General features: G+C 67.9%; 15 protein-coding genes. 6 read left to right on the top strand and 9 right to left on the bottom strand.

Annotated features, from left to right (window positions below; all coding sequences use genetic code 11):
• Positions 1–30 precede the first annotated feature (30 nt).
• Entirely contained in the window at positions 31–1,161 is a 1,131-nt protein-coding gene (locus SD196_RS13970) for a CaiB/BaiF CoA transferase family protein (RefSeq protein ID WP_416311694.1), read from the bottom strand.
• A gap of 262 nt (positions 1,162–1,423) precedes the next feature.
• On the opposite strand from SD196_RS13970, the gene SD196_RS13965 reads away from it, so the two are divergent.
• Positions 1,424–4,111, top strand: a complete 2,688-nt coding sequence (locus SD196_RS13965) for a LuxR C-terminal-related transcriptional regulator (protein WP_275611863.1) — start codon at positions 1,424–1,426, stop codon at positions 4,109–4,111.
• Between the two features lie 415 nt (positions 4,112–4,526).
• On the opposite strand, the gene SD196_RS13960 is transcribed toward SD196_RS13965, so the two are convergent.
• Both SD196_RS13960 and SD196_RS13955 read right to left on the bottom strand, forming a co-directional pair.
• On the bottom strand, positions 4,527–5,159 hold the full coding sequence (locus SD196_RS13960; protein ID WP_275611864.1) for a TetR/AcrR family transcriptional regulator: 633 nt from the start codon (positions 5,157–5,159) through the stop codon (positions 4,527–4,529).
• Between the two features lie 12 nt (positions 5,160–5,171).
• Entirely contained in the window at positions 5,172–5,957 is a 786-nt protein-coding gene (locus tag SD196_RS13955) for an enoyl-CoA hydratase/isomerase family protein (protein WP_275611865.1), read from the bottom strand.
• A 133-nt stretch (positions 5,958–6,090) separates the two neighbouring features.
• Here SD196_RS13955 and SD196_RS13950 point away from each other — a divergent pair, with 133 nt between their 5' ends.
• The 4 genes from SD196_RS13950 to SD196_RS13935 all read left to right on the top strand — a co-directional run bounded on the left by SD196_RS13950 (position 6,091) and on the right by SD196_RS13935 (position 10,496).
• On the top strand, positions 6,091–7,233 hold the full coding sequence (locus SD196_RS13950; RefSeq protein WP_416311693.1) for an acyl-CoA dehydrogenase family protein: 1,143 nt from the start codon (positions 6,091–6,093) through the stop codon (positions 7,231–7,233).
• Entirely contained in the window at positions 7,230–8,354 is a 1,125-nt protein-coding gene (locus SD196_RS13945; RefSeq protein WP_416311692.1) for an acyl-CoA dehydrogenase family protein, read from the top strand. Before SD196_RS13950 ends, SD196_RS13945 begins: the two co-directional genes overlap by 4 nt.
• Positions 8,355–8,428: 74 nt before the next feature.
• Complete coding sequence (locus SD196_RS13940; protein WP_275607064.1) at positions 8,429–9,616, top strand: lipid-transfer protein; 1,188 nt, start codon at positions 8,429–8,431, stop codon at positions 9,614–9,616.
• 49 nt (positions 9,617–9,665) lie between these two features.
• Positions 9,666–10,496, top strand: coding sequence for an SDR family NAD(P)-dependent oxidoreductase (locus SD196_RS13935; protein ID WP_275607065.1), 831 nt, complete (start codon positions 9,666–9,668; stop codon positions 10,494–10,496).
• 84 nt (positions 10,497–10,580) lie between these two features.
• Here SD196_RS13935 and SD196_RS13930 read toward each other — a convergent pair whose 3' ends face one another.
• From SD196_RS13930 to SD196_RS13910, 5 genes are all read right to left on the bottom strand, one after another.
• Positions 10,581–11,399 carry an HpcH/HpaI aldolase/citrate lyase family protein gene (locus tag SD196_RS13930; protein WP_370601678.1) on the bottom strand — a complete coding sequence of 273 codons (819 nt, stop codon included), beginning with the start codon at positions 11,397–11,399 and terminating at the stop codon, positions 10,581–10,583.
• Between the two features lie 11 nt (positions 11,400–11,410).
• Entirely contained in the window at positions 11,411–12,601 is a 1,191-nt protein-coding gene (locus tag SD196_RS13925) for a CaiB/BaiF CoA transferase family protein (protein ID WP_275607066.1), read from the bottom strand.
• A gap of 77 nt (positions 12,602–12,678) precedes the next feature.
• Complete coding sequence (locus SD196_RS13920) at positions 12,679–14,028, bottom strand: MmgE/PrpD family protein (RefSeq protein WP_416311691.1); 1,350 nt, start codon at positions 14,026–14,028, stop codon at positions 12,679–12,681.
• Positions 14,029–14,056: 28 nt separating this feature from the next.
• Positions 14,057–15,217, bottom strand: coding sequence for an acyl-CoA dehydrogenase family protein (locus SD196_RS13915; RefSeq protein WP_416311690.1), 1,161 nt, complete (start codon positions 15,215–15,217; stop codon positions 14,057–14,059).
• A gap of 48 nt (positions 15,218–15,265) precedes the next feature.
• On the bottom strand, positions 15,266–16,093 hold the full coding sequence (locus SD196_RS13910; protein WP_416311689.1) for an FAS1-like dehydratase domain-containing protein: 828 nt from the start codon (positions 16,091–16,093) through the stop codon (positions 15,266–15,268).
• 117 nt (positions 16,094–16,210) lie between these two features.
• Here SD196_RS13910 and SD196_RS13905 point away from each other — a divergent pair, with 117 nt between their 5' ends.
• A complete protein-coding gene (locus SD196_RS13905; RefSeq protein ID WP_275607070.1) occupies positions 16,211–17,125 on the top strand; it encodes a LysR substrate-binding domain-containing protein in 915 nt (304 codons plus the stop codon).
• On the opposite strand, the gene SD196_RS13900 is transcribed toward SD196_RS13905, so the two are convergent.
• Positions 17,105–19,519 carry a LuxR C-terminal-related transcriptional regulator gene (locus tag SD196_RS13900; protein WP_416311688.1) on the bottom strand — a complete coding sequence of 805 codons (2,415 nt, stop codon included), beginning with the start codon at positions 19,517–19,519 and terminating at the stop codon, positions 17,105–17,107. The genes SD196_RS13905 and SD196_RS13900 overlap by 21 nt on opposite strands.
• Positions 19,520–19,590 lie beyond the last annotated feature (71 nt).

The raw sequence follows: 19,590 nt of genomic DNA, 5'->3' as shown, positions 1-19,590 counted from the left end.
CCTTTCTTGTTGTTGAGGACGGGGCGCGGGTCAGATGATTCCGGCGCTCTTCAAACTGGCAATGCGCGCGTCCGGCACGCCCCAGTCACGCAGCACGGCTTCGCTCTGCGGCTCACCCTGAGGCAGGGTCGGGGTTGCCGCCGGCGTGCGGCTGAAGCGCGGAGCCGGCGCGGGCTGGAGCACACCACCGAGTTCCAGGTAGGTACCGCGCGCTCGGTTGTGCGGGTGTTCGGCGGCCTCGGCCCAGTCCAGCACCGGGGCAAAGCAGGCATCGCTTCCTTCCAGCAGCTCGCACCATTGGGCGCGGCTGCGCTGGAGGAACAACGCGGTGAGCTTCGCCTTGAGTTCCGGCCACTGGCGCTTGTCCATCTGCTGCTGGAAGTGCGGATCGTCGATGCCGCAGCGTTGCAGCAGCTCGGCATAGAACTGCGGCTCGATGGCGCCCAGGGCGATGTACTGGCCGTCGGCGCACTGGTAGGTGTCGTAGAAATGCGCACCACCATCGAGCAGGCTGACGCCACGCTCGTCACTGAGCCGGCCGGCGGCGCGGAAGCCGTACATCATGGCCGAGAGCAGCGCGGTGCCGTCGGTCATGGCCGCATCCACCACCTGGCCGTGCCCGGACTGCCTTGCTTCCAGCAGCGCGCAGAGCAGCCCGAAGGCGAGCAGCATGCCACCACCACCGAAGTCACCGATGTAGTTATGCGGCACCACTGGCTTCTCGCCGGGCCGGCCGATGGCGTGCAGCGCGCCGGCCAGGGCGATGTAGTTGATGTCATGGCCCGCAGCCTGGGCCAGCGGACCCTCCTGGCCCCAGCCGGTCATGCGGCCGTAGACCAGTTTCGGATTGCGCTGCAGGCACGGCTCCGGCCCCAGGCCGAGGCGCTCCATCACACCGGGGCGGAAACCCTCGATCAGGGCATCGGCGCCTTCCACCAGTTGCAGCAGGGTTTCGACGCCTTCGGCCTGGCGCAGGTCCAGGGATATGGCGCGGCGGCCACGGCTAAGCACGTCGAAGCGCGCTCGCTCGCCCAAGGCCTGGCCGGGGCGTTGCACGCGGATGACCTCGGCGCCCATGTCGGCCAGCAGCATGGCGCAGAACGGCGCGGGCCCCAGGCCAACCATTTCGATTAACTTCATTCCCGTCAGCGGGCCCGCCATCGCATCGCTCCTGTCTGGCTGCGCAATCACCGGATCATCCGGCGGCTACCCAGCCTAGCGGCGCGCCATCAGCCAACAATGGTTCGAAGGGACGAAAGTCCCAGCTAGTTCTTCGGGCGACTGGCGTGCCTCAAACTTCGCTTAGTTCGAATGGACGACTGCGTCTCTTGCGCCGCCCGTGGCAAGATGCCGTACTTGAGAACAACAAATAAGCCGGAGGTGGCGCCCCAGAGCCGCCAACCGACCGGCCAGCGGAGTCATCATGTCTGCCCAAGTCCATCCGCCGCGCATCCTGGCGAGCAAGTTCGCCGTACCTGTGGCTGCCAGTACCCACCTGCTCCGACAGCACCTGCTGGACCAGATGGAACAGGCCGATGCCGCGCGCCTGATCCTCGTCCGTGCCGCCGCTGGTTTCGGCAAGACCACCCTGCTGCAGCAGTACCGCGAGCGCTGCCTGGCCACCGGCCGCCAGGCGCTCTGGCTCAACCTCGACGCCGCCGACAACGACCTGCTGCGCTTCGTCGCACACCTGTCCACCGGCCTGCGCCAGCTGGACGGTGCCGCGCCCATCGAGGAGCCGGGGCGCACGCAAGCGATGCAGGACCTGCTGGAAGAGTTGTCCGACCGCACCCTGCCCTTCGCCCTGCTGTTCGACGAGTTCGAAGCCGTGCACAACCCGGCGGTGCTCAGCTTCGTCCAGCAACTGATCGACGCCCTGCCCTCCTGCGGCGTACTGCTGATTGCTTCGCGGGCGACGCCGGACATCGGCCTGGGCCGCATCCGCGCCCGTGGCCAACTGCTGGAGATAAACCCTGCCGCGCTACGCTTCTCCATCGAAGAGGCGACCCGCTTCATCCGCGACAAACGCCAGTTGCCGCTGCGCGACAACGAGATCGCCACCCTGCACCGCTGCACCGAGGGCTGGATCACCGCCATCTACCTGGCGAGCCTGTCACTGCAGGGTCGGACCGACCACGCGGCGTTCGTCGCCAGCTTCTCCGGCAGCAACCTGGAGCTGGCCGAATACCTGGCCGAAGACATCCTCGCCCGGCAGAATGACGAATGCCGCGACTTTCTCCTGCAGACCAGCGTGCTCGACCAGCTCAGCGCGCCGCTGTGCGACGCCGTCACCGGCCAGGGCAACGGGCAGGCCATGCTCGCCTATCTGGAACGCGCCAACCTGTTCATCTTCCCGGCGGACAACGAGCACCAGTGGTTCCGCTACCACAGCCTGTTCTCCAGTTACCTGCGCGATGCCCTGGAACGCCGCCAGCCGGGCCGAGCCATCGAACTGCACCGTACCGCGGCGCAGTGGTACCTGGCCCAGCAACGTCCGGTGCCGGCCATCGACCATCTGTTGCGCGCCGGCGCCCGCGAGGATGCCACCCGCCACCTGGCCCGGCATATCGCCGACTTCATGGACGTCGGCCGCTCGCGCCTGCTGCTGCGCTGGCTGGACCAGATACCCGCCGAGGTGCTCAAGGACTACCCGACCCTGTGCCTGGGCTATTCCTGGACCCTCGCCCTGCACCGCCGCTACGCCGACGCCCTGCGCAGCATCGGCCTGCTCAAGCGCGATACGGCCGACGGCGAACAGCCGGTAGCGCTGGAAGCGGAGACCATCCGCTGCCTGCTGCTGGCGCTCACCGACCAGGTCGAGGAATGCTGCGAGGCGGGCCTCGCCCACATCCAGCGCATACCTGACGACGAACAATTCCAGTACGGCGTGATCGCCAACTCCCTGGCCTACAGCCTGGTTTCCACCGGCCGCTACGAGGAGGCGCGGCGCCTGTTGTCGCGGGCCATCCTGCGCTGCTCGCAAAGCCGCACCGAGTCCATGGGCAGCGTCGCCAGTTGCATCGAAGGCGTGCTGGACATGATCCAGGGCCGCCTGGGCAATGCCGTGGCGCGCCTCCAGGCGGCCGCGCAGCGGCAATCGGAAGGCGGAGTGGAGAAAGTCCTGGCCGGGCGCCCGTCGCTGGAAATCACGCTGTCCACGGCGCTCTACGAAACCGATGCACTGGAAGAAGTGGCACAACTGCTCGGCGAAGTGCTGCCCACCGCCAAGGAAAGCAGCCCGCCGGATTCGCTGATCTCCTCCCACGTGCTGCTGGCACGCATCGCCCTGCTGCACGGCGACCGCGACAGCTGGCTGCGCCATCTGGCCGACCTGGAACAGATCGGCCAACAGGCCGGCTCGGCGCGGGCGATCTGCTCGGCCTGGCTGGAGCGCGCACGCATCGCCACCCTGGAGAACCGCCTGGACGCGGCCGCGCAGTCGCTGCGCTACGCCGAGCTGCACGGCGACTGGGAGCGCCCTGGCATCCTGTTCAACGGCAACAACGTCGACACACCGAGTATCGCCCGCCTACGCCTGCGCATCGCCCAGGGTGACTACGCCGAGCCGGAGCGGCTGCTGAGTGAAGCCATGGCCACCGCCCAACAGCGTCAACAGCATCGCCGCGAACTCAAGCTGCGCCTGCTCCATGCCCTTGCACTGGACGGCCTTGGCCGGAGCGAGGCAGCGTTCGAAGAACTGACCGAGGCACTGCGTTTCGCCAGTCACGAAGGCTTCCTGCGAACCTTCCTCGACGAAGGCCAGAGCCTGGGCGCCCTGCTGCAACGCTGGGCCGTACCCTGCCAGGCGCAGAGCCGCGCCCTGGGCATCGAACCGCGCTTCCTGGCGACCCTGCTGCAACGCTTCGCCGGCACCGGCGAAACCCAGACGGCGGGCACGGCAGCGGGGGCCGGCGGTGACGCCCTGACCAGCCGCGAGATCCAGGTAATCCGCCTGCTGGCCGCCGGCCATCGGAACAAGGTGATCGCCGAGAAGATGTTCCTCTCCGAATTCACCGTGAAATCGCACCTGCGCAACATCAACGCCAAGCTGGGGGCGCAGGGACGAACCGAAGCGGTGGCAATTGCGCGGGCGCGGGGACTACTGGATTGAGGCCGCTGTCGTAGGGTGTACAACCGTTCGCGGTTGTACGCCGATACGCCAGGTCCATCAGTTGGCGCATTGGCCGAGCCTGAAGACAGATGCTCAGCTTGAAGTCCGTCTGGCCGGAACCAAAGTCAAACGGCGTATGACGCAGAACGTCATGCGCCCTGCGTTCCCATCGCTGCTCTCGTAGGAGCAACTGTCTTCTACCGGGTTAATCCCTGCCTGCGCTTCCCCCTCACACCAGCCCTCTCCCTCAGGGAGAGGGAGCCGTCCGTGCCGGCTGACACTACGGTTTCATCCTGCACCGAATAGTCCCCTCTCCCGCTTGCGGGAGAGGGTTAGGGTGAGGGGCCCTTGATCTTGTAGGAGCGGATCTTATCCGCGAAAGGCCCGACACCACGCGGCCCTGGTGTGAAGCCGATCAGTTGCCTAGCGCAGCACCGACGAAATCCTGCAACTGGCGACGGACCAGCGCCAGGTCAATGTGCGCCGGGTTGAGCAGGTACTGCAACATCACCCCGCGCATGGCCCCCAGGACCAGCGCGGCCCCGGCGGCCGGGTCGATCTGCGCGCGGATCTCGCCCTTCTCGATGCCATGCCGGACCTGCCCGGCCAGATAGTCGACCACCTGCGCGTTGTACTCGCCCAGCACTTCGGCGGTGTCCGAATCCTCGGTCACCGCCTCGGCCATCAGTGCCAGCAGGCAGCGGTTGTTCAGCCACTCGTCCTCGTCCGGCGAAAGATAGACGCCCACGAAGCCGATCAGCGTCTGCAGGCCACGAGCGAAGCGCGGCGCAGCGCGCACTTGGTCCATGAAGCAGGCATTGGCGTGCCCCGCCAGGGCTCGCAACAGCTCGGCCTTGGTGCCGAAATGATGGGTCGCCAGGCCACGGCTGTAGCCCGCCTCGATACCCACCTCGGCCAGGGTCATGCCGGCCCAGCCCTTGCGCGCCACGATGCGCCGTGCCGCCTCGAGCATGCGTTGCTCGGCTTCGCTGCGGCGCTCCTGCTGGGTGCGCCGCTGCGGCGCCGGTTTCGCTGCGGGGGTTTGCATGGGGAAACTACCTCATCTGCCCGTGAATCGTGGCTCGCGCCGTTCGGCCATGGCCAGGGTGCCCTCGGCGAAGTCATCGCTGCGGATCTGCCAAGCCTGCTCGTCGGCCTCGCGCTCGACCGCCCGTTCGACCTGCTCGGCCAGCCCCTGGCGCAGGGTTTCCCGGGTCGACATCAGCGACAGCGGCGCGCACAGGGCGATCTCGCGCGCCAGGGCGAGCGCAGCTTGCCGTTCCTCGCCGGCCGGCGCAAGTACGTCGGCCAGCCCGATGCGCACTGCTTCGGCACCATCGATACGACGCCCGGTTGCCAGCAGCAGGGCCGCCTGCTGCTGGCCGAGCAGGCGCGGCAGTGTGACGGAAAGACCGAAACCGGGATGAATGCCCAGGCGATTGAAGTTCGCCGAGAAGCGCGCCCGTTCGCTGGTCACGCGGAAGTCGGCGAACAGTGCAAGGCCCAGTCCACCGCCGACGGCCGCGCCCTCCACCACGCAGATCACCGGCTTGCGCACGCGGAACAGCCGCACCGCGAAGCGATACAGGCGTCGCGGGAACTCCGGGTCGCGCTGTTCATCGCCGGAGAAGTCGGCGCCGGCGCAGAACACCTTGCCCTGCGCCTGCAGCACGGTGACCCGGCATTGCTCCAGGTTATCGAGGTAATCGAAGGCGGCGGCCAGGTCCTCGATCAGCTCCTTGTCGAAATAGTTGTAGGGCGGGCGGCTGAACTCCAGCACGGCGATATGGCCCTGCAACTCCAGGGACAGACCGCGCCCCGGGGTGAATCCTGGCGTCACTGGCATCTTGCTCTCCTCGACGATGTAACGACCGGACACAGCTTGCCCGGATATGAAAGTTGCTGATAGGTTATTTACTTGCTTGCTAACAAGCAAGTTTAATGAAGATACATCTCCCCTCTTCTGGAGTACGACAACGATGCAGGCACTCGACATACGTCCCTGCCGCCTGGATGCCGACTGCGAGGTACTGCGCCAGCAGGTTCGCACCTTCCTCGCCGAGGCGTTGCAGGATATGCCGCCGGCGGAGCGCGCCAAGAACTGGAACGGCGCCTGCCCCGCCTTCAGCCGCAGGCTGGGCGAGCGCGGCTGGCTCGGCATGACCTGGCCGCGGCGCTACGGCGGCCACGAGCGCAGCGCCCTGGAGCGCTACGTGGTGCTGGAGGAACTGCTCGCCGCCGGCGCGCCGGTGAACGCCCACTGGATCGCCGAGCGCCAGAGTGGGCCACTGCTGATGCGCTTCTCCCCTGAAGTGCTGGCACCGCGCATCTGCCCCGGTATCGCGCGCGGTGAAATCTACATCGGTATCGGCATGAGCGAGCCGGACGTCGGCTCGGACCTGGCGGCGGTGCGCACCCGCGCGGTGAAGACCACCGGCGGCTGGATCGTCAACGGCAGCAAGGTGTGGACCACCGGTGCGCAACGCTGCCAGTACATGGTGACCCTGCTACGCACCGCACCGCGCGACGAAGCGAACCGGCATGCCGGACTGTCCCAGTTGCTGATCGACATGAGCTCGCCCGGCGTGACGGTGCGGCCGATCTACAACCTACTCGGCGAACACGACTTCAACGAGGTCTTCCTCGAGGACGTCTTCGTGCCCGACGACTTCGTCATCGGCCAGCCCGGTGATGGCTGGCGTCAGGTCGGCGCGGAGCTGGCCCTGGAGCGCAGCGGCCCGGAGCGCTACCTGAGCAGCACCCAGCTGTACCTGGAAATGCTCGACGCCGCCGCCCAGGGCGACAGCCACCAGAGCATCGGGTTGGGCCGCGTGGTCGCGCGCTACGCGGCATTGCGGCAGATGTCCCTGGGCATCGCCGGCATGCTCGCCCGTGGCGACAACCCGGCGGTCGCGGCGGCGCTGGTCAAGGACCAAGGGGCGCTGCTGGAACAGTCGCTGCCGGACCTTGCCCACGACCTGTTCGGCGGCCGTTGCGAACCCGGCTCCAACCTGGAACAGGTGATGCGCTACGTCACCCAGGTGGCGCCCTCTTTCTCCCTGCGCGGCGGCACCCGCGAAATCCTCCGCGGCATCATTGCCAGAGGCCTTGGACTGCGATGAATCCGACTCCCGTGAAACCGGAGGCCGCCGCTGGCGAGCCGTCCGAACTGCAACGCCTGATCGCTGACAGCGTCGAGGGCCTGTTCGCCGACCTGATCGACGCCGAACACCTGGCAGCCTTCGAGGCCGGCGACCATGACCCCGAACTCTGGCAGCGCGTGGCCGAACAGGGTCTGCCTGCCGCACTGGTCGGCGAAAGCGCCGGTGGCAGCGGCGCCCGCTGGAGCGAAATCGGCCCGTTGCTGCGGGCCATCGGCTACTGGCAGGCGCCGTTGCCGCTGGCGGAAAGCATGCTGGCCGGGGCCTTGCTGGACCGCGCCGGGCTGGCGCTGCCAGACGGTCCGCTGACCATTGCCGAGACCGGTCGCCACGGCGAATTGCGGTTGTGCCCTGACAGCCAGCGTCTGAACGGCGTTCTCGCGCGCGTGCCATGGGCCCGCGACTGCCGCTGGCTGGTGGTCAGCGGTCTGGACCGGCAACTGGCGTTGGTCGACCTGCGGCAGGCGGCGATCCGCCTGGATAGGGGCAGCAATTTCGCCGCCGAACCTCTCGACCGCCTGCACTTCGAAGGCGCCGAGATCGCAGCGCTGGCGCCACAACCGCTCGGCGAAATCGATGCGCCACTCTGGACCCTCGGCGCCCTGGCGCGTGCCTGCATGCTCTGGGGCGCTCTGGAAGCGACCCTGGACAAGACCGTGGAGTACGCCAACCAGCGAGTCCAGTTCGGCAAGCCCATTGGCCGCCAGCAGGCCCTGCAGCAATACCTGGCGCAACTGGCCGGGGCCATCGGCGCCGCGCGCATGGCCTGCCAGGTGGCCCTGGACAGCGCCGACGCGGCATTTGCCGGCGAGCCCGGCGGCGCCCACCGTCTGCGGTTCGACGTCGCGGTGGCCAAGGTCTGCGCCGGTGAAGCGGCGACCCTGGCCTGCTCGGTGGCGCACCAGGTGTTCGGCGCCATCGGCTTCACCCGCGAGCACAGCCTGCACCAGGCGACCCGCCGGCTGTGGTCCTGGCGCGATGAATTCGGCAGCGACAGCCAATGGGCCCTCCAGCTCGGCGAAGCGGCGATAGACGCCGGCTCCGCCGGCTTCTGGAACGGCCTCTGCGAACGCAGCCTCTGAACCATTCTCCGGAGCGCCCCGAGGCGCTCCGCTTTCCCAAGCCCAGCGGGCATTCCGCACAGGAGCCTTTCCCCATGAGCGATAAAGTCATCGTGGCCGGCGTCGGCATGATCCCCTTCACCAAGCCGGGCGCGAGCCCCAGCTACACCGAGATGGGCGCCGAGGCGTTGCGCCTGGCGCTCAAGGATGCCGGCATCGAGTACGACAAGGTGCAGATGGCCTTCGCCGGCTATGTCTACGGCGACTCCACCTGCGGTCAGACCGCCATCTACGAAGTGGGTCGCAGCGGCATTCCGATCGTCAACGTCAACAACAACTGCTCCACCGGCTCGACCGCGCTGTACCTCGCGCGGGCGGCGGTACAAAGCGGCCAGGCCGACTGCGTGCTGGCGCTGGGCTTCGAACAGATGCGTCCGGGCGCGCTCAAGTCCAACTGGGACGACCGTCCGGTGACCCGCGAGCGTTTCCTGCCCATCGTCGATACGCTGACCAGTGACGCCGGCGACTTGCCGGGCACCCTGCGCACTTTCGGCGGCGCCGGCCGCGAACACATGCTCAAGTACGGCACCCAGCTGTCGACCTTCGCGGCGATCCGCGCCAAGGCCAGTCGCCACGCGGCCAACAACCCGCTGGCGCTATTCCGCAAGGTGGTCACCACCGAAGACGTCCTGAACGACCAGGTCATGTGGCCGGGCGTGATGACCCGCCTGATGGCCTGCCCGCCCACCTGCGGCGCCGCTGCAGCGATCGTCTGCTCCGAGGCCTTCGCGAAGAAGCATGGCCTGCGCAGCGACGTGGCGATCCTCGCCCAGGCGCTGACCACCGACCCGGTCGAGTCCTTCGATCCACCGTCGATGATCAGCTATGTCGGTTTCCACATGGCCCAGGCCGCGGCGCAAAAGGTCTACGAGGAATCCGGCTATGGGCCCAAGGACATCCGCGCAGTCGAACTGCACGACTGTTTCGCGCACAACGAACTGCTCACTTATGAGGCCCTTGGCCTGTGCCCGATCGGCGGCGCGGAGAAGTTCATCCTCGACGGCGACAACACCTACGGTGGGCGTGTGGTCACCAATCCCTCCGGCGGCCTCCTGTCCAAAGGCCACCCGCTGGGCGCCACGGGCCTCGCGCAGTGCTACGAGCTGACCCACCAGCTGCGCGGCAGCGCCGGGGCGCGCCAGGTCGAAGGGCTGAACATCGCCCTGCAGCACAACCTCGGCCTGGGCGGCGCCTGCGTCGTCACCCTGTTCGGCAAGAACTGACCCATAGCACGGCCGTGTCGATCACGGCCTTTTTACCCAGGAGAATCCCGTGAGCAAGAAACTCTCAGGCAAAGTCGCCATCGTTACTGGTTCCGGTCGAGGCATCGGCCGCGCCATCGCGCTGAAATTCGTCAGTGAAGGGGCGAAGGTCGTGATCAATGACCTCGACCAGGAGCCGGCCGACGAGGTGGTCGCGGAGATCCGCGCCCTCGGCGGCGAGGCGGTCGCCTGTTGTGGCAACGTGACAGCCGCGGACTTCGGCGAGCGCTGCGTGAAAACTGCCCTGGATACCTTCGGCCGTCTCGACATCATCATCAACAACGCCGGTTTCACCTGGGACAACGTGATCCAGAAGATGTCGGAAGAGCAGTGGGATGCGGTCGTCGACTGCCACCTGAAAGCTCCATTCCTGCTGTTGAAAGCGGCCTACCCCTACTTCCGCGAAGCCTCCAGGGCCGAGGCCGAAGCGGGCGAAGTGGTGTACCGCAAGGTGGTCAACATTTCTTCCGTTTCCGGCACCCAGGGCAACGCCGGCCAGATCAATTACGCCGCGGCCAAGGCCGGCATCATGGGCCTGACCAAGACCATGGCCAAGGAATGGGGGCGCATGAACATCAATGTGAACTGCGTTGCCTTTGGCGCCATCGAGACTCGGCTCACCCAGCCGACAACCGAAGAAAAGACTGTGGCCGTGGAAGGTCGCGACATCAAGGTCGGCGTACACCCCGATCGCATTGCCGCGGTCTATCGCGACACGCCGCTGGGTCGCTTCGGAACCGCAGAGGAAGCCGCCGGATCGGTGTTCATGTTCTGCATTCCCGAATCCAACTTCGTTTCCGGGCAAACCATCATCTGCGGTGGCGGCCGAGGCGGCTTCTGACCGGTCGCCGGTCTAGTCGATAGGCTTGCGCCACCCGGCGCGTCCCGGATCGGGCGCGCCGGGCCGGCCAGCGCGAACGGCGAATCAGCCGCCAGCGTTGGCCAGCAGGCGCCGGGCCCGCCCCAGCACCGGAGCGTCGACCATCTGCCCATCGACCTGGAACGCCGCCGCACCACCCTGCGCGGCCTGCAGTACGCGCCGGGCCCAGTCAAGCTCCTCGGCACTGGGCGCCAGCGCCGCATGGACGACACCGACCTGCTTCGGATGGATGCACAGCGCGCCCACCAGACCGAGATCGCGACCATGGCGAATGGTCGCCGCCAACCCTTCGGCGTCGTCGAATGCCGGGTAGACCGTATCCAGTGGCGGCTGCAGGTCATTGACCCGCGAGTGCAGCAACAGGCTCAGGCGAACCTGATCGTAGACGCTGGCGGCGGCCGGGGTGCCGTTGCTCATGCCGATGTCCAGGGCGAGGTCGAGCCCACCGAAGGTCAGGCGTTCCACACCTTCACAGGCGGCGATTTCCCCCAGCGCGAGCAGGCCCCGCGCACTCTCGATCAAGGGCCAGACCGGTTTGCCACAAGCCACCGCCACGCGAACCTGGGCGGCTCGTTCGGCCTTGGGCAGAAGAATGCCGGCGACGCCCGGCAGACGCCCGCAAAGTTCGAGGTCGGCGGCCTGCTCGGGATCGCCGGCGGCATTCACCCGCACCAACACCCGCGCGGCCGGCTCGGCGGCAAGGAACGCCGCCAGATTGTCCCGCGCCTTGGCCTTGAGCGCGGACTCCACGGCATCCTCAAGGTCGATGATCACCGCGTCCGCGCCACAGGCCAGGGCCTTGGCAAAGCGCTCCGGGCGACTGCCGGGTACGAACAGGGCGGTTCGGACAATCGAATTCATCAGGTTCTCCTGGTTCATGCCGCACCCTGCTCATGCAGGCGCTGGATGTCACTGGCGGTATAGCCCAGTTCCTGCAGCAGACTGTCGGTGTGCTCGCCGAGGGCCGGCACCGGGTCCATGCGCGCGGCGAAGGCGCTGCTTCGAGCGGGCGGCAACAACGCCGGCAAACGGCCGACCGGACTGTCGATCTCGCGCCAGCCGTCGCGAGCGGCAAGCTGCGGGTGCTGCCACAGGCCGCGCATGTCGTTGACATGGGCATTGGCGATCTGCGCCTGTTCGAGACGCTCGACCACCTGCTCCGCCGTCAGGCCGGCGAAGGCCTCGACGATCAGCGCGCGCAATGCATCGCGGTTGGCGACCCGCAGGCTGGTGGCGGTGAAGCGGACATCGTCGGCCAGTTCCGGCCGCTGCAGCACGATGTCACAGAAGGCTTTCCACTCACGTTCGTTCTGCACGCCGAGCATCACGCTGCCACCATCGCCCACCGGGAACGGGCCGTAGGGATAGATGGTGGCGTGGGCGGCGCCGGCGCGCGGCGGCGGGTTCTGGCCCTCGAAGGCGTAGTACATCGGGAAGCCCATCCACTCGGCCATGCTCTCCAGCATGGACACCTCGACCCGGCTGCCCTGCCCCGTGCGTCCGCGCAGCAGCAGTGCCGAGAGGATGCCGCTGTAGGCGTACATGCCGGCGGAGATGTCCGCGATGGAGCAGCCGGCCTTGGCCATTCCGTCGGCACCGGGACCACCGGTGACCGAGAGGAAGCCGCTTTCACTCTGGATCAGCAGGTCATAGGCCTTCTTCTGCTCGTAAGGTCCGCCCTCGCCATAGCCAGAAATGTCGCAGACGATCAGTCGCGGAAAGCGTTCGTGCAGGGCCTCGAACGACAACCCCATGCGCGCGGCGGCGCCCGGCGCGAGGTTCTGCACCAGTACGTCGGCACGCTCCAGCAACTGCTCCAGCACGGCTTGCGCCGGCTCCTGCTTGAGGTCCAGGGCCAGGCTTTCCTTGGAACGGTTGGTCCAGACGAAGTGCGAGGCCATGCCGCGCACGCGTTCGTCGTAGCCACGGGCGAAGTCGCCGACGCCGGGGCGTTCGACCTTGATCACCCGCGCGCCGAGGTCGGCCAGTTGGCGGGTACAGAACGGCGCGGCGATGGCGTGTTCCAGGCTGATGACGGTGATCCCGTCAAGGGGACGCGAACTCATGGACAACTCCAGGCGCCGGGCCATTGGCCGGCACGATGATTCGGAAGATCCGGGCGGCATCGCCGCCCGGGACGAACTCAGGCGAAGACGTTGACCTGCTGGAGTCCATGCAGGCGCCAGGTGGCGTCGATCAGCCGCGTAGCCTCGGCGTCGCCACGAGCGCCGGCGAAGGTCAGCAGGCGGCGGAACTTGTCCTCGAGTTCCCCGCGGGTCAGCGTGTTGCCCGGGTCGCCCTTGGGCTCATCGATGGCTCCTTCGAGACGGCGGCCGTCGGTGGCCAGCACCTCGACCCGGCCCAGCCAGCGTTGCGGGTAGGCGCCGTCGACCTCGGGGTCGAGCTGCATGGAGACCTTGTCGCGGAAGGCCGCGACGCGCGCGTCCTGCAGGGCGAACTCCTCGAACTCCACCAGCCCGGCCTTGCCGTGCACCGCGATCAGGCCCAGCACGGTGCCCATGGAGAACTTCGCCTGGTGCACGCTCTGCGGCACCACCACGCGACCGAGCACGTCGATGGCGCCCTGGTGCACGCGAGTGGTGACATGTGCGATGTCTTCATGACCCAGGCCTTCGCGCTGCATCAACGCGAGCAGCGCGTCGGCGGCCGGGTGCGTATGGCGGCAGGAGGCGTGGAACTTGAAGGAGGTTTCGGCCAACGCCCAGCGCGTGCCCAGACCGTCCACCAACCAGCGAGGGTCGGCGTCGCTGGACATCCCGGCGGCCATGCCCTGCTCGCCTTCAAGGATGTTCTGCGCACCGGTCAGACCCTCGGCGGTCAGGTAGGCGGCCAGCAGGCCATCGGCGGCGGCCTTGGCAGTGTGCAACTGCTTGGAGTCGGCGGCGTCGCGCAGGAATTCCCAGAGCCCGGCAGCCTGGGTCCCGGCGCTGCCCAGGCAATGCACGAACTGGCGGCTGTCGAAGCCCAGCAGCTTGCCCACTGCCACCGCTGCGGCCAGGGTGCCGACCGTGGCAGTGGTGTGGAAGATGCGGTAGTGCGAGCGGCCGAGGAATTCGCCGATGCGGATGCCGGCCTCGTAACCGGCGACGCTGGCGAGGATCAGTTCGCGGCCGGACTTGCCCAGATCCTGGGCGGCGGCCAGGGCCGCCGGGAAGACTACGGTAGCCGGGTGCAGCACGGAGCTGTTGTGCAGGTCGTCCTGCTCCACCAGGTGGGAGCTGGCGCCGTTCACCAGGGCGGCGAAATAGGCGCTGCTGCTGGTGCCATCGACCAGGATGCGGCTGTTGCCGTCCGCCGGGCCCATCTGGCGGGCGTAGCGCTGGAACAGCGGGATCGGGTGACGACCCTGGCTGGCCAGGGCCGAACCCAGCCAGTCGAGGAACAGGTCTTCGGTGCGCTCGACCACTGCCTGCGGCAGGTCCTCAAAGCGCAGGCCGGCAAGGAACTCGGCCAGGGCGTGGGTATTGTTCATGGTGTTCTCGCTCTCGGGCACGCCAGCATCAGAAGGAACGCGGCAGTTCGAGCAGGTGCTCGGCCACGTAGGACAGGATCAGGTTGGTGGAGATGGGCGCCACCTGGTAGAGGCGCGTCTCGCGGAACTTGCGCTCGACGTCGTACTCGCAGGCGAAGCCGAAGCCACCGTGGGTCTGCAGGCAGGCATTGGCCGCCTCCCAGCTGGCCTTGGCCGCCAGGTACTTGGCCATGTTCGCCGCGGCCCCAGCATTGCGACCGGCGTCGTAGTCCGCGCAGGCCTTCCAGCGCATCAGGTCGGCGGCTTCCACTTCGATGTGCGCTTCGGCGATGGGGAACTGCACCCCCTGGTTCTGCCCAATGGGGCGGCCGAATACCACGCGATCGCGGGCATACTGGCTGGCCTTCTCGATGAACCAGCGGCCATCGCCGATGCACTCGGCGGCAATCAGGGTGCGCTCGGCGTTGAGGCCGTCGAGGATGTAGCGGAAGCCCTTGCCCTCCTCGCCGATCAGGCTGCTGGCGGGGACTTCCAGGTTGTCGAAGAACAGCTCGTTGGTCTCGTGGTTGACCATGTTGGCGATAGGCTGCACGGTCAGGCCGTTGCCGATGGCTTCGCGCAGGTCGACCAGGAAGATCGACATGCCCTCGGCCTTCTTCTTCACCTCGGCCAGCGGCGTGGTGCGGGCCAGCAGGATCATCAGGTCGGAGTGCTGGATGCGCGAGATCCACACTTTCTGGCCATTGATCACGTACTTGTCGCCCTGGCGCACGGCGGTGGTCTTGATCTTGGTGGTGTCGGTGCCGGTGGTGGGCTCGGTCACGCCCATGGATTGCAGGCGCAACTCGCCACTGGCCAGCTTGGGCAGGTAGTAGGCCTTCTGCTCCTCGCTGCCGTTACGCAGCAGGGTGAACATGTTGTACATCTGCCCGTGGATGGTCCCGGAGTTGCCGCCGCAGCGGTTCACTTCCTCGAGGATCACCGAGGCTTCGGCCAGGCCAAGGCCGGAGCCGCCGTATTCCTCGGGGATCATCGCCGACAGCCAGCCGGCTTCGGTCATGGCGCTGACGAAGGCCTCGGGGAAGCCCTTCTCGTCGTCGATCCTGCGCCAGTATTCGGCGGGGAACTCCGCGCAAAGGGCGCGCACGCCGTCGCGGATGGCCTGGATTTCTTCGGGGGTACTGCTCATGCGATGTCCTCGGTACGTCGGGCGGTCGCCATGCGGCCGCGTCAGGTTTCAGTCGAATTCCACTTCGCCGCTCTGGGCGATGCCGGCGCCATTGCCGGCCCATACCTCGGCCTTGCCCGGCGCGAGCAGGCGCCCGCCGAGCTCGAAGGCTTCCGGGCAGACCAGCGGGCGCAACCCACGGAAGGCGAAGCGCCGCAGGCGTGCCTGCGGGTTGGCGCGGCAGAAGGCGCGCAGGTTCAGGGTGGCAATCAGCGGGCCGTGGACCACCAGCCCCGGATAACCCTCGGTTTCGGTGACATAGGGCCAGTCGTAATGGATGCGGTGGCCGTTGAAGGTCACCGCCGAGTAACGGAACAGCAGTACCGGCGAGGGCTCCATGGCCTCGCGCCAGGCGCCGGACGGCAGGGCTTCGCCGCTGGCGAGCTTGGGCGGCGTCGGTTCGCGGTAGACGATGTCCTGCTCCTCGCGAATCGCCAGGTGATCGTCCTGCAGGTAGTCGTGGCGCAGGGTGACGAACAGCAGCGAGCCGGTACGCCCATGCTTCTCCTCGACCTTGAGGATGGTGGTCAGCCGGCTGGCCTTGCGGCCTACGCAGAGTGGCGCATGGAACTCCAGGCGGCCACCGGCCCACATGCGGTTGCGCCCGTCCGCCGGCGGCAGGAATCCACCGCGCGCCGGGTGTCCGTCGGCGCCCAGGCCGGATTCGGGCTCGGCATCCTGGAAGAATGCCCACTGCCACAACGGTGGCAGTGCTTCGCCGGTTCCTGGAGCCGCCTCGCCGAGCGTGGCGGCGAGGCGACGGACCAGCACCTCGCTCAGTTCCTCGTGGCGCTCCTGGCTACGACCGATCCAGGCGGTATAGGGGGAATCGCTCATCGCAGGGCTCTCCGTGTTGAAAATTTCATGCAGCATGCAGTGCCTCTTGCGTTCCGAGAATCTGCATTTTCATAATCCAGCGTTAAGCAAATCCGAACGCCAATTTCAGGGCCGCCCATGCATTTCGATCTCGCCGACCTGCGCCTCTTCGTCCATATCGCCGAAGCCCCCAGCCTGACCCAGGGCGCCCGCCGTGCGCACCTCTCGGCGGCCGCCGCGAGCGCGCGGATCAAGGCTCTCGAAGGTCAGCTCGACTGCCGCCTGCTGTACCGCGACAACCGTGGCGTCGAACTGACCCCGGCGGGCCAGCGGCTGCTGCAGCATGCGCGGCTGATCCTGCGCCAGGTGGAGCACCTGAAGGACGACTTCAGCGAACAGGGCGGGGACCAGGTCGGGCACATCCGCATCTTCGCCAACACCACGGCGGTCACCGAGTTCCTGCCCGAGCTGCTGGCGGGCTTCCTCGCCGTGCGCCCTGGCGTCAGCGTCGACCTCCAGGAACGCCTCAACCGCGATATCGTCCGCGCCATCCTCGACGGCTCGGCCGACCTTGGCATCGTCGCCGGACCGGTGCGCGCCGAGGGGCTGCAGGTGGTGCACTTCAGCACCGACCGACTGGTCCTGGCGGTGCCACCGGGGCATCCACTGGGCCGGCTGCGCCGGCTCACCCTGGCTGACACCCTGGACTTCGCCCACATCGGCCTGCATGAAGGCAGCACCCTGCAAAGCTTCCTGCGCGAGCAGGTGGAGCGCGTCGGCGGCAACCTCAACCTGCGCATCCAGGTGGCCAGTTTCGAAGCCATCTGCCGGATGATCGAGGCCGGGGTGGGCATTGGGGTGATCCCGGAGACGGCGGCGCGTCGCCACAGCCGCACCATGAACCTGCAGATCCTCGCCCTGGACGAGCCCTGGGTGGTACGCGAACGCAGCGTGCTGCTGCGTGACCGCGAGGCCCTGCCCGGCTGTGCCCGGGCGCTGGTGGACCTGCTGCGGCAGACCGGCGACGGTCGCTCAACCGAGCAACCCCAGTGACTTGGCACGGACGATGGCCTGGGTGCGCCGGCGCACCCCGAGTTTCACGTTGATCTTCTTGGTGTGCGTCTTCACGGTATTCAGGGAAATGAACAGGCTGTTGCCGATCTCCTGGTTCGACAGGCCCTCGGCCAGCAGCCGCAACACCGCCACCTCGCGTGCGGTGAGGCCGTGCCCGGAGCCATCGGGCGTACCGCCTGGCCCCGCCGGCAGCAGGCCGGAAAGCTGCTCGATCGGCAGGCTGCCGGCCAAGCGCTCCAGCGCGTGCTGCGCTTCGCGCGCCAGGCCATGAAGTTCCAGGCACTGGCACTCCTCCTGTAGCCGGCGCAGACGTTCGCATGCCACCTCCGGGTTGCCGCAGCCGGCCTCGGCGAGCGCCAGCAGATAACGCAGGCGCTGCGGCAGCGACGGCGTGTGTAGCGGCGGCACCGCTTTCTGCGCAGCCAGCGCCTGGCCTTCCTGACGCAGGCGCTGCCACTGCCCCTGGCGCGCCAGCAGGCGCAACCGCAGGCCCTGCAGCGGCAGCGCATAGCAAACCGGCTGCACCCGCCAACGATGCATGCAGCGTTCGGCTTCCTCCATCCTGCGATCGGCGCCCAGTGCATCGCCACCTCGCGAGGCGACTTCGGCGAGACCGATCAGGCCATGCAGGATGCACGGATCGGCGCAGGCGCGAGCCTGCGCCACGCCGCCTTCGAGGACGGCTTCGGCGCCGGCCATGTCGCCCTGGATCAGCAGCAGCTCGCCACGCAGGAAGGCCAGGCGCCCGATCAGCAACCCGTGTTCCTGACTGGTCGCCGCGACGCGCTCGCAGCAGGCGTCCAGCAGCGTCCGGGCCTGCCCCACCTCGCCGCCGAGCAGGGCCAGGCGGATGCGGTCGCAGTCGAGCAGCACTTCACTGGCCAGGCAGCCACGGCGGCGCGCCAGTTCCAGCGCGTCCTGCAGTGTGCGTCGCGCTGCCTGCGGCTGGCCCCCGGCCATGTCCAGGCGCGCCAGGGTGGTCTGGCATAACAGCACCGAGCGCCAGTCGCTCGGGTCGAGTTCTTGCAGGGCGGCACTGCAGCGTTCGCGCGCGTCATCCAGGCGCCCGCGCATGCCGTCCAGCGCGCCCCGCAGGGCCAGCCAGTTGGCCAGCAGGCGGCGGTTGCGCGCGGCCTGGGCTTGCGGCAGGAAGTCGCTGAGGCGCTCGATGCAGGCCTCCGCCTCGTCCAGACGCCAGCTGAACAGCAGCGCACGGGCGTTCAGGCAGATCAGTCGGGGAGTGCTTTCCATCAGCGCGGCGGGGAGCTTTTCGCGCCAATCCAGCAGCAGTCGCAGGTGGTCGCCGGCGAACAGCCAGTCCATGTCCAGGCGGTCCATGTAGCTGGCGGCGACTTCCGGCTGGCCAGCGCCCAGCGCCAGCTCGATCGCCTCGTTCAGCCAGCCGGCCTGGCTCAGCACGTTGCAGGCGCGCAGGCGCAGGCGGGTCAGCGCCGGCCCCTGCAGGTGGCCCTGCAGTGCCTTGGCGACCAGCGGTGGCAGGCGGAAACAAGTGGCTTCGCCATCCAGCGCAAGGAAGAACCCCTGGCCGTGGCGCAGCTGGTCGAAGCGCTCACCGCCCCCCTCCTCCCAAAGGCCGGCACAGATTTCCCGGTTGAAGCGCGGCAGGTAGGCCAGGCCGCAGAGCATGTCGCCAGTCTCTGCGTCGAGGCGGCCAAGCAGCTCCTGCGACAGGTACGAGCGCAGCCAGGACGCCACTTCACCCGGCGCATGCACGCCGTCGCGTGCGCTGAGCAGCAGGCGCACGCCGGCGCACCAGCCCTGGGTGGCGGCCCACAAACGCTCGCGGCAGTCCGCGTCGTACCCCTGAGCCAACGCCAGCGTGTCGCTTTCCTCGCGGCTGAACGCCAGCTGCGCGATGCCCAGCTCGCACAGGCGCTCGTCGAGCAGCAGGCGCGAGAGATTCCATTGCGGGCGCTGGCGACAGCTGACCAGCAGGTAAAGCGGTGTTTCGCTGAGGCTCAGCAGGCGCTGGAGCCAGGCGTCGAGGTCCGCGTCGGGGTCTTGCGGATAGTCGTCCAGGACCAGCCACAGCGGTTGCCGCCGCAACTGCAAGGCCAGCAGCACGCTGGTCGGGTCTGCCTCCTGCAGGCCCAGGCTCTTGGCGATCCGGGCGCATGCGGCCGCCACTTCCAGCCGCTGACCGGCACAATCCAACCAGATTCGTGCACAACTGGCCGGCAGGCGCTCCAGCGCGGCACGGGCCAGCGCACTCTTGCCGTAACCGGCGGGAGCGCAGAGCAGGTTCAGGCGGCGAGGAGATTCCAGCAGAGCTAGCAGCAGCGGCTCGCGCGGCAGTTGCGTGGCAGGCAAGGACACCGGCGCACCGGCGGCAATGGCGGAGAAACTGGACATGGCGACACCCGTTTTCGTTGTAATTCGTGCTGCGTCTGGGTGTCAGCAGAGCATTCGGCAATGGCGGGGAA

Source organism: Pseudomonas macauensis (assembly GCF_047902425.1).
In the GTDB taxonomy this organism is placed as follows: domain Bacteria; phylum Pseudomonadota; class Gammaproteobacteria; order Pseudomonadales; family Pseudomonadaceae; genus Pseudomonas.
The sequence above is the reverse complement of the archived record's forward strand: the minus strand, read 5'-3'. Positions and strand labels throughout refer to the sequence as shown.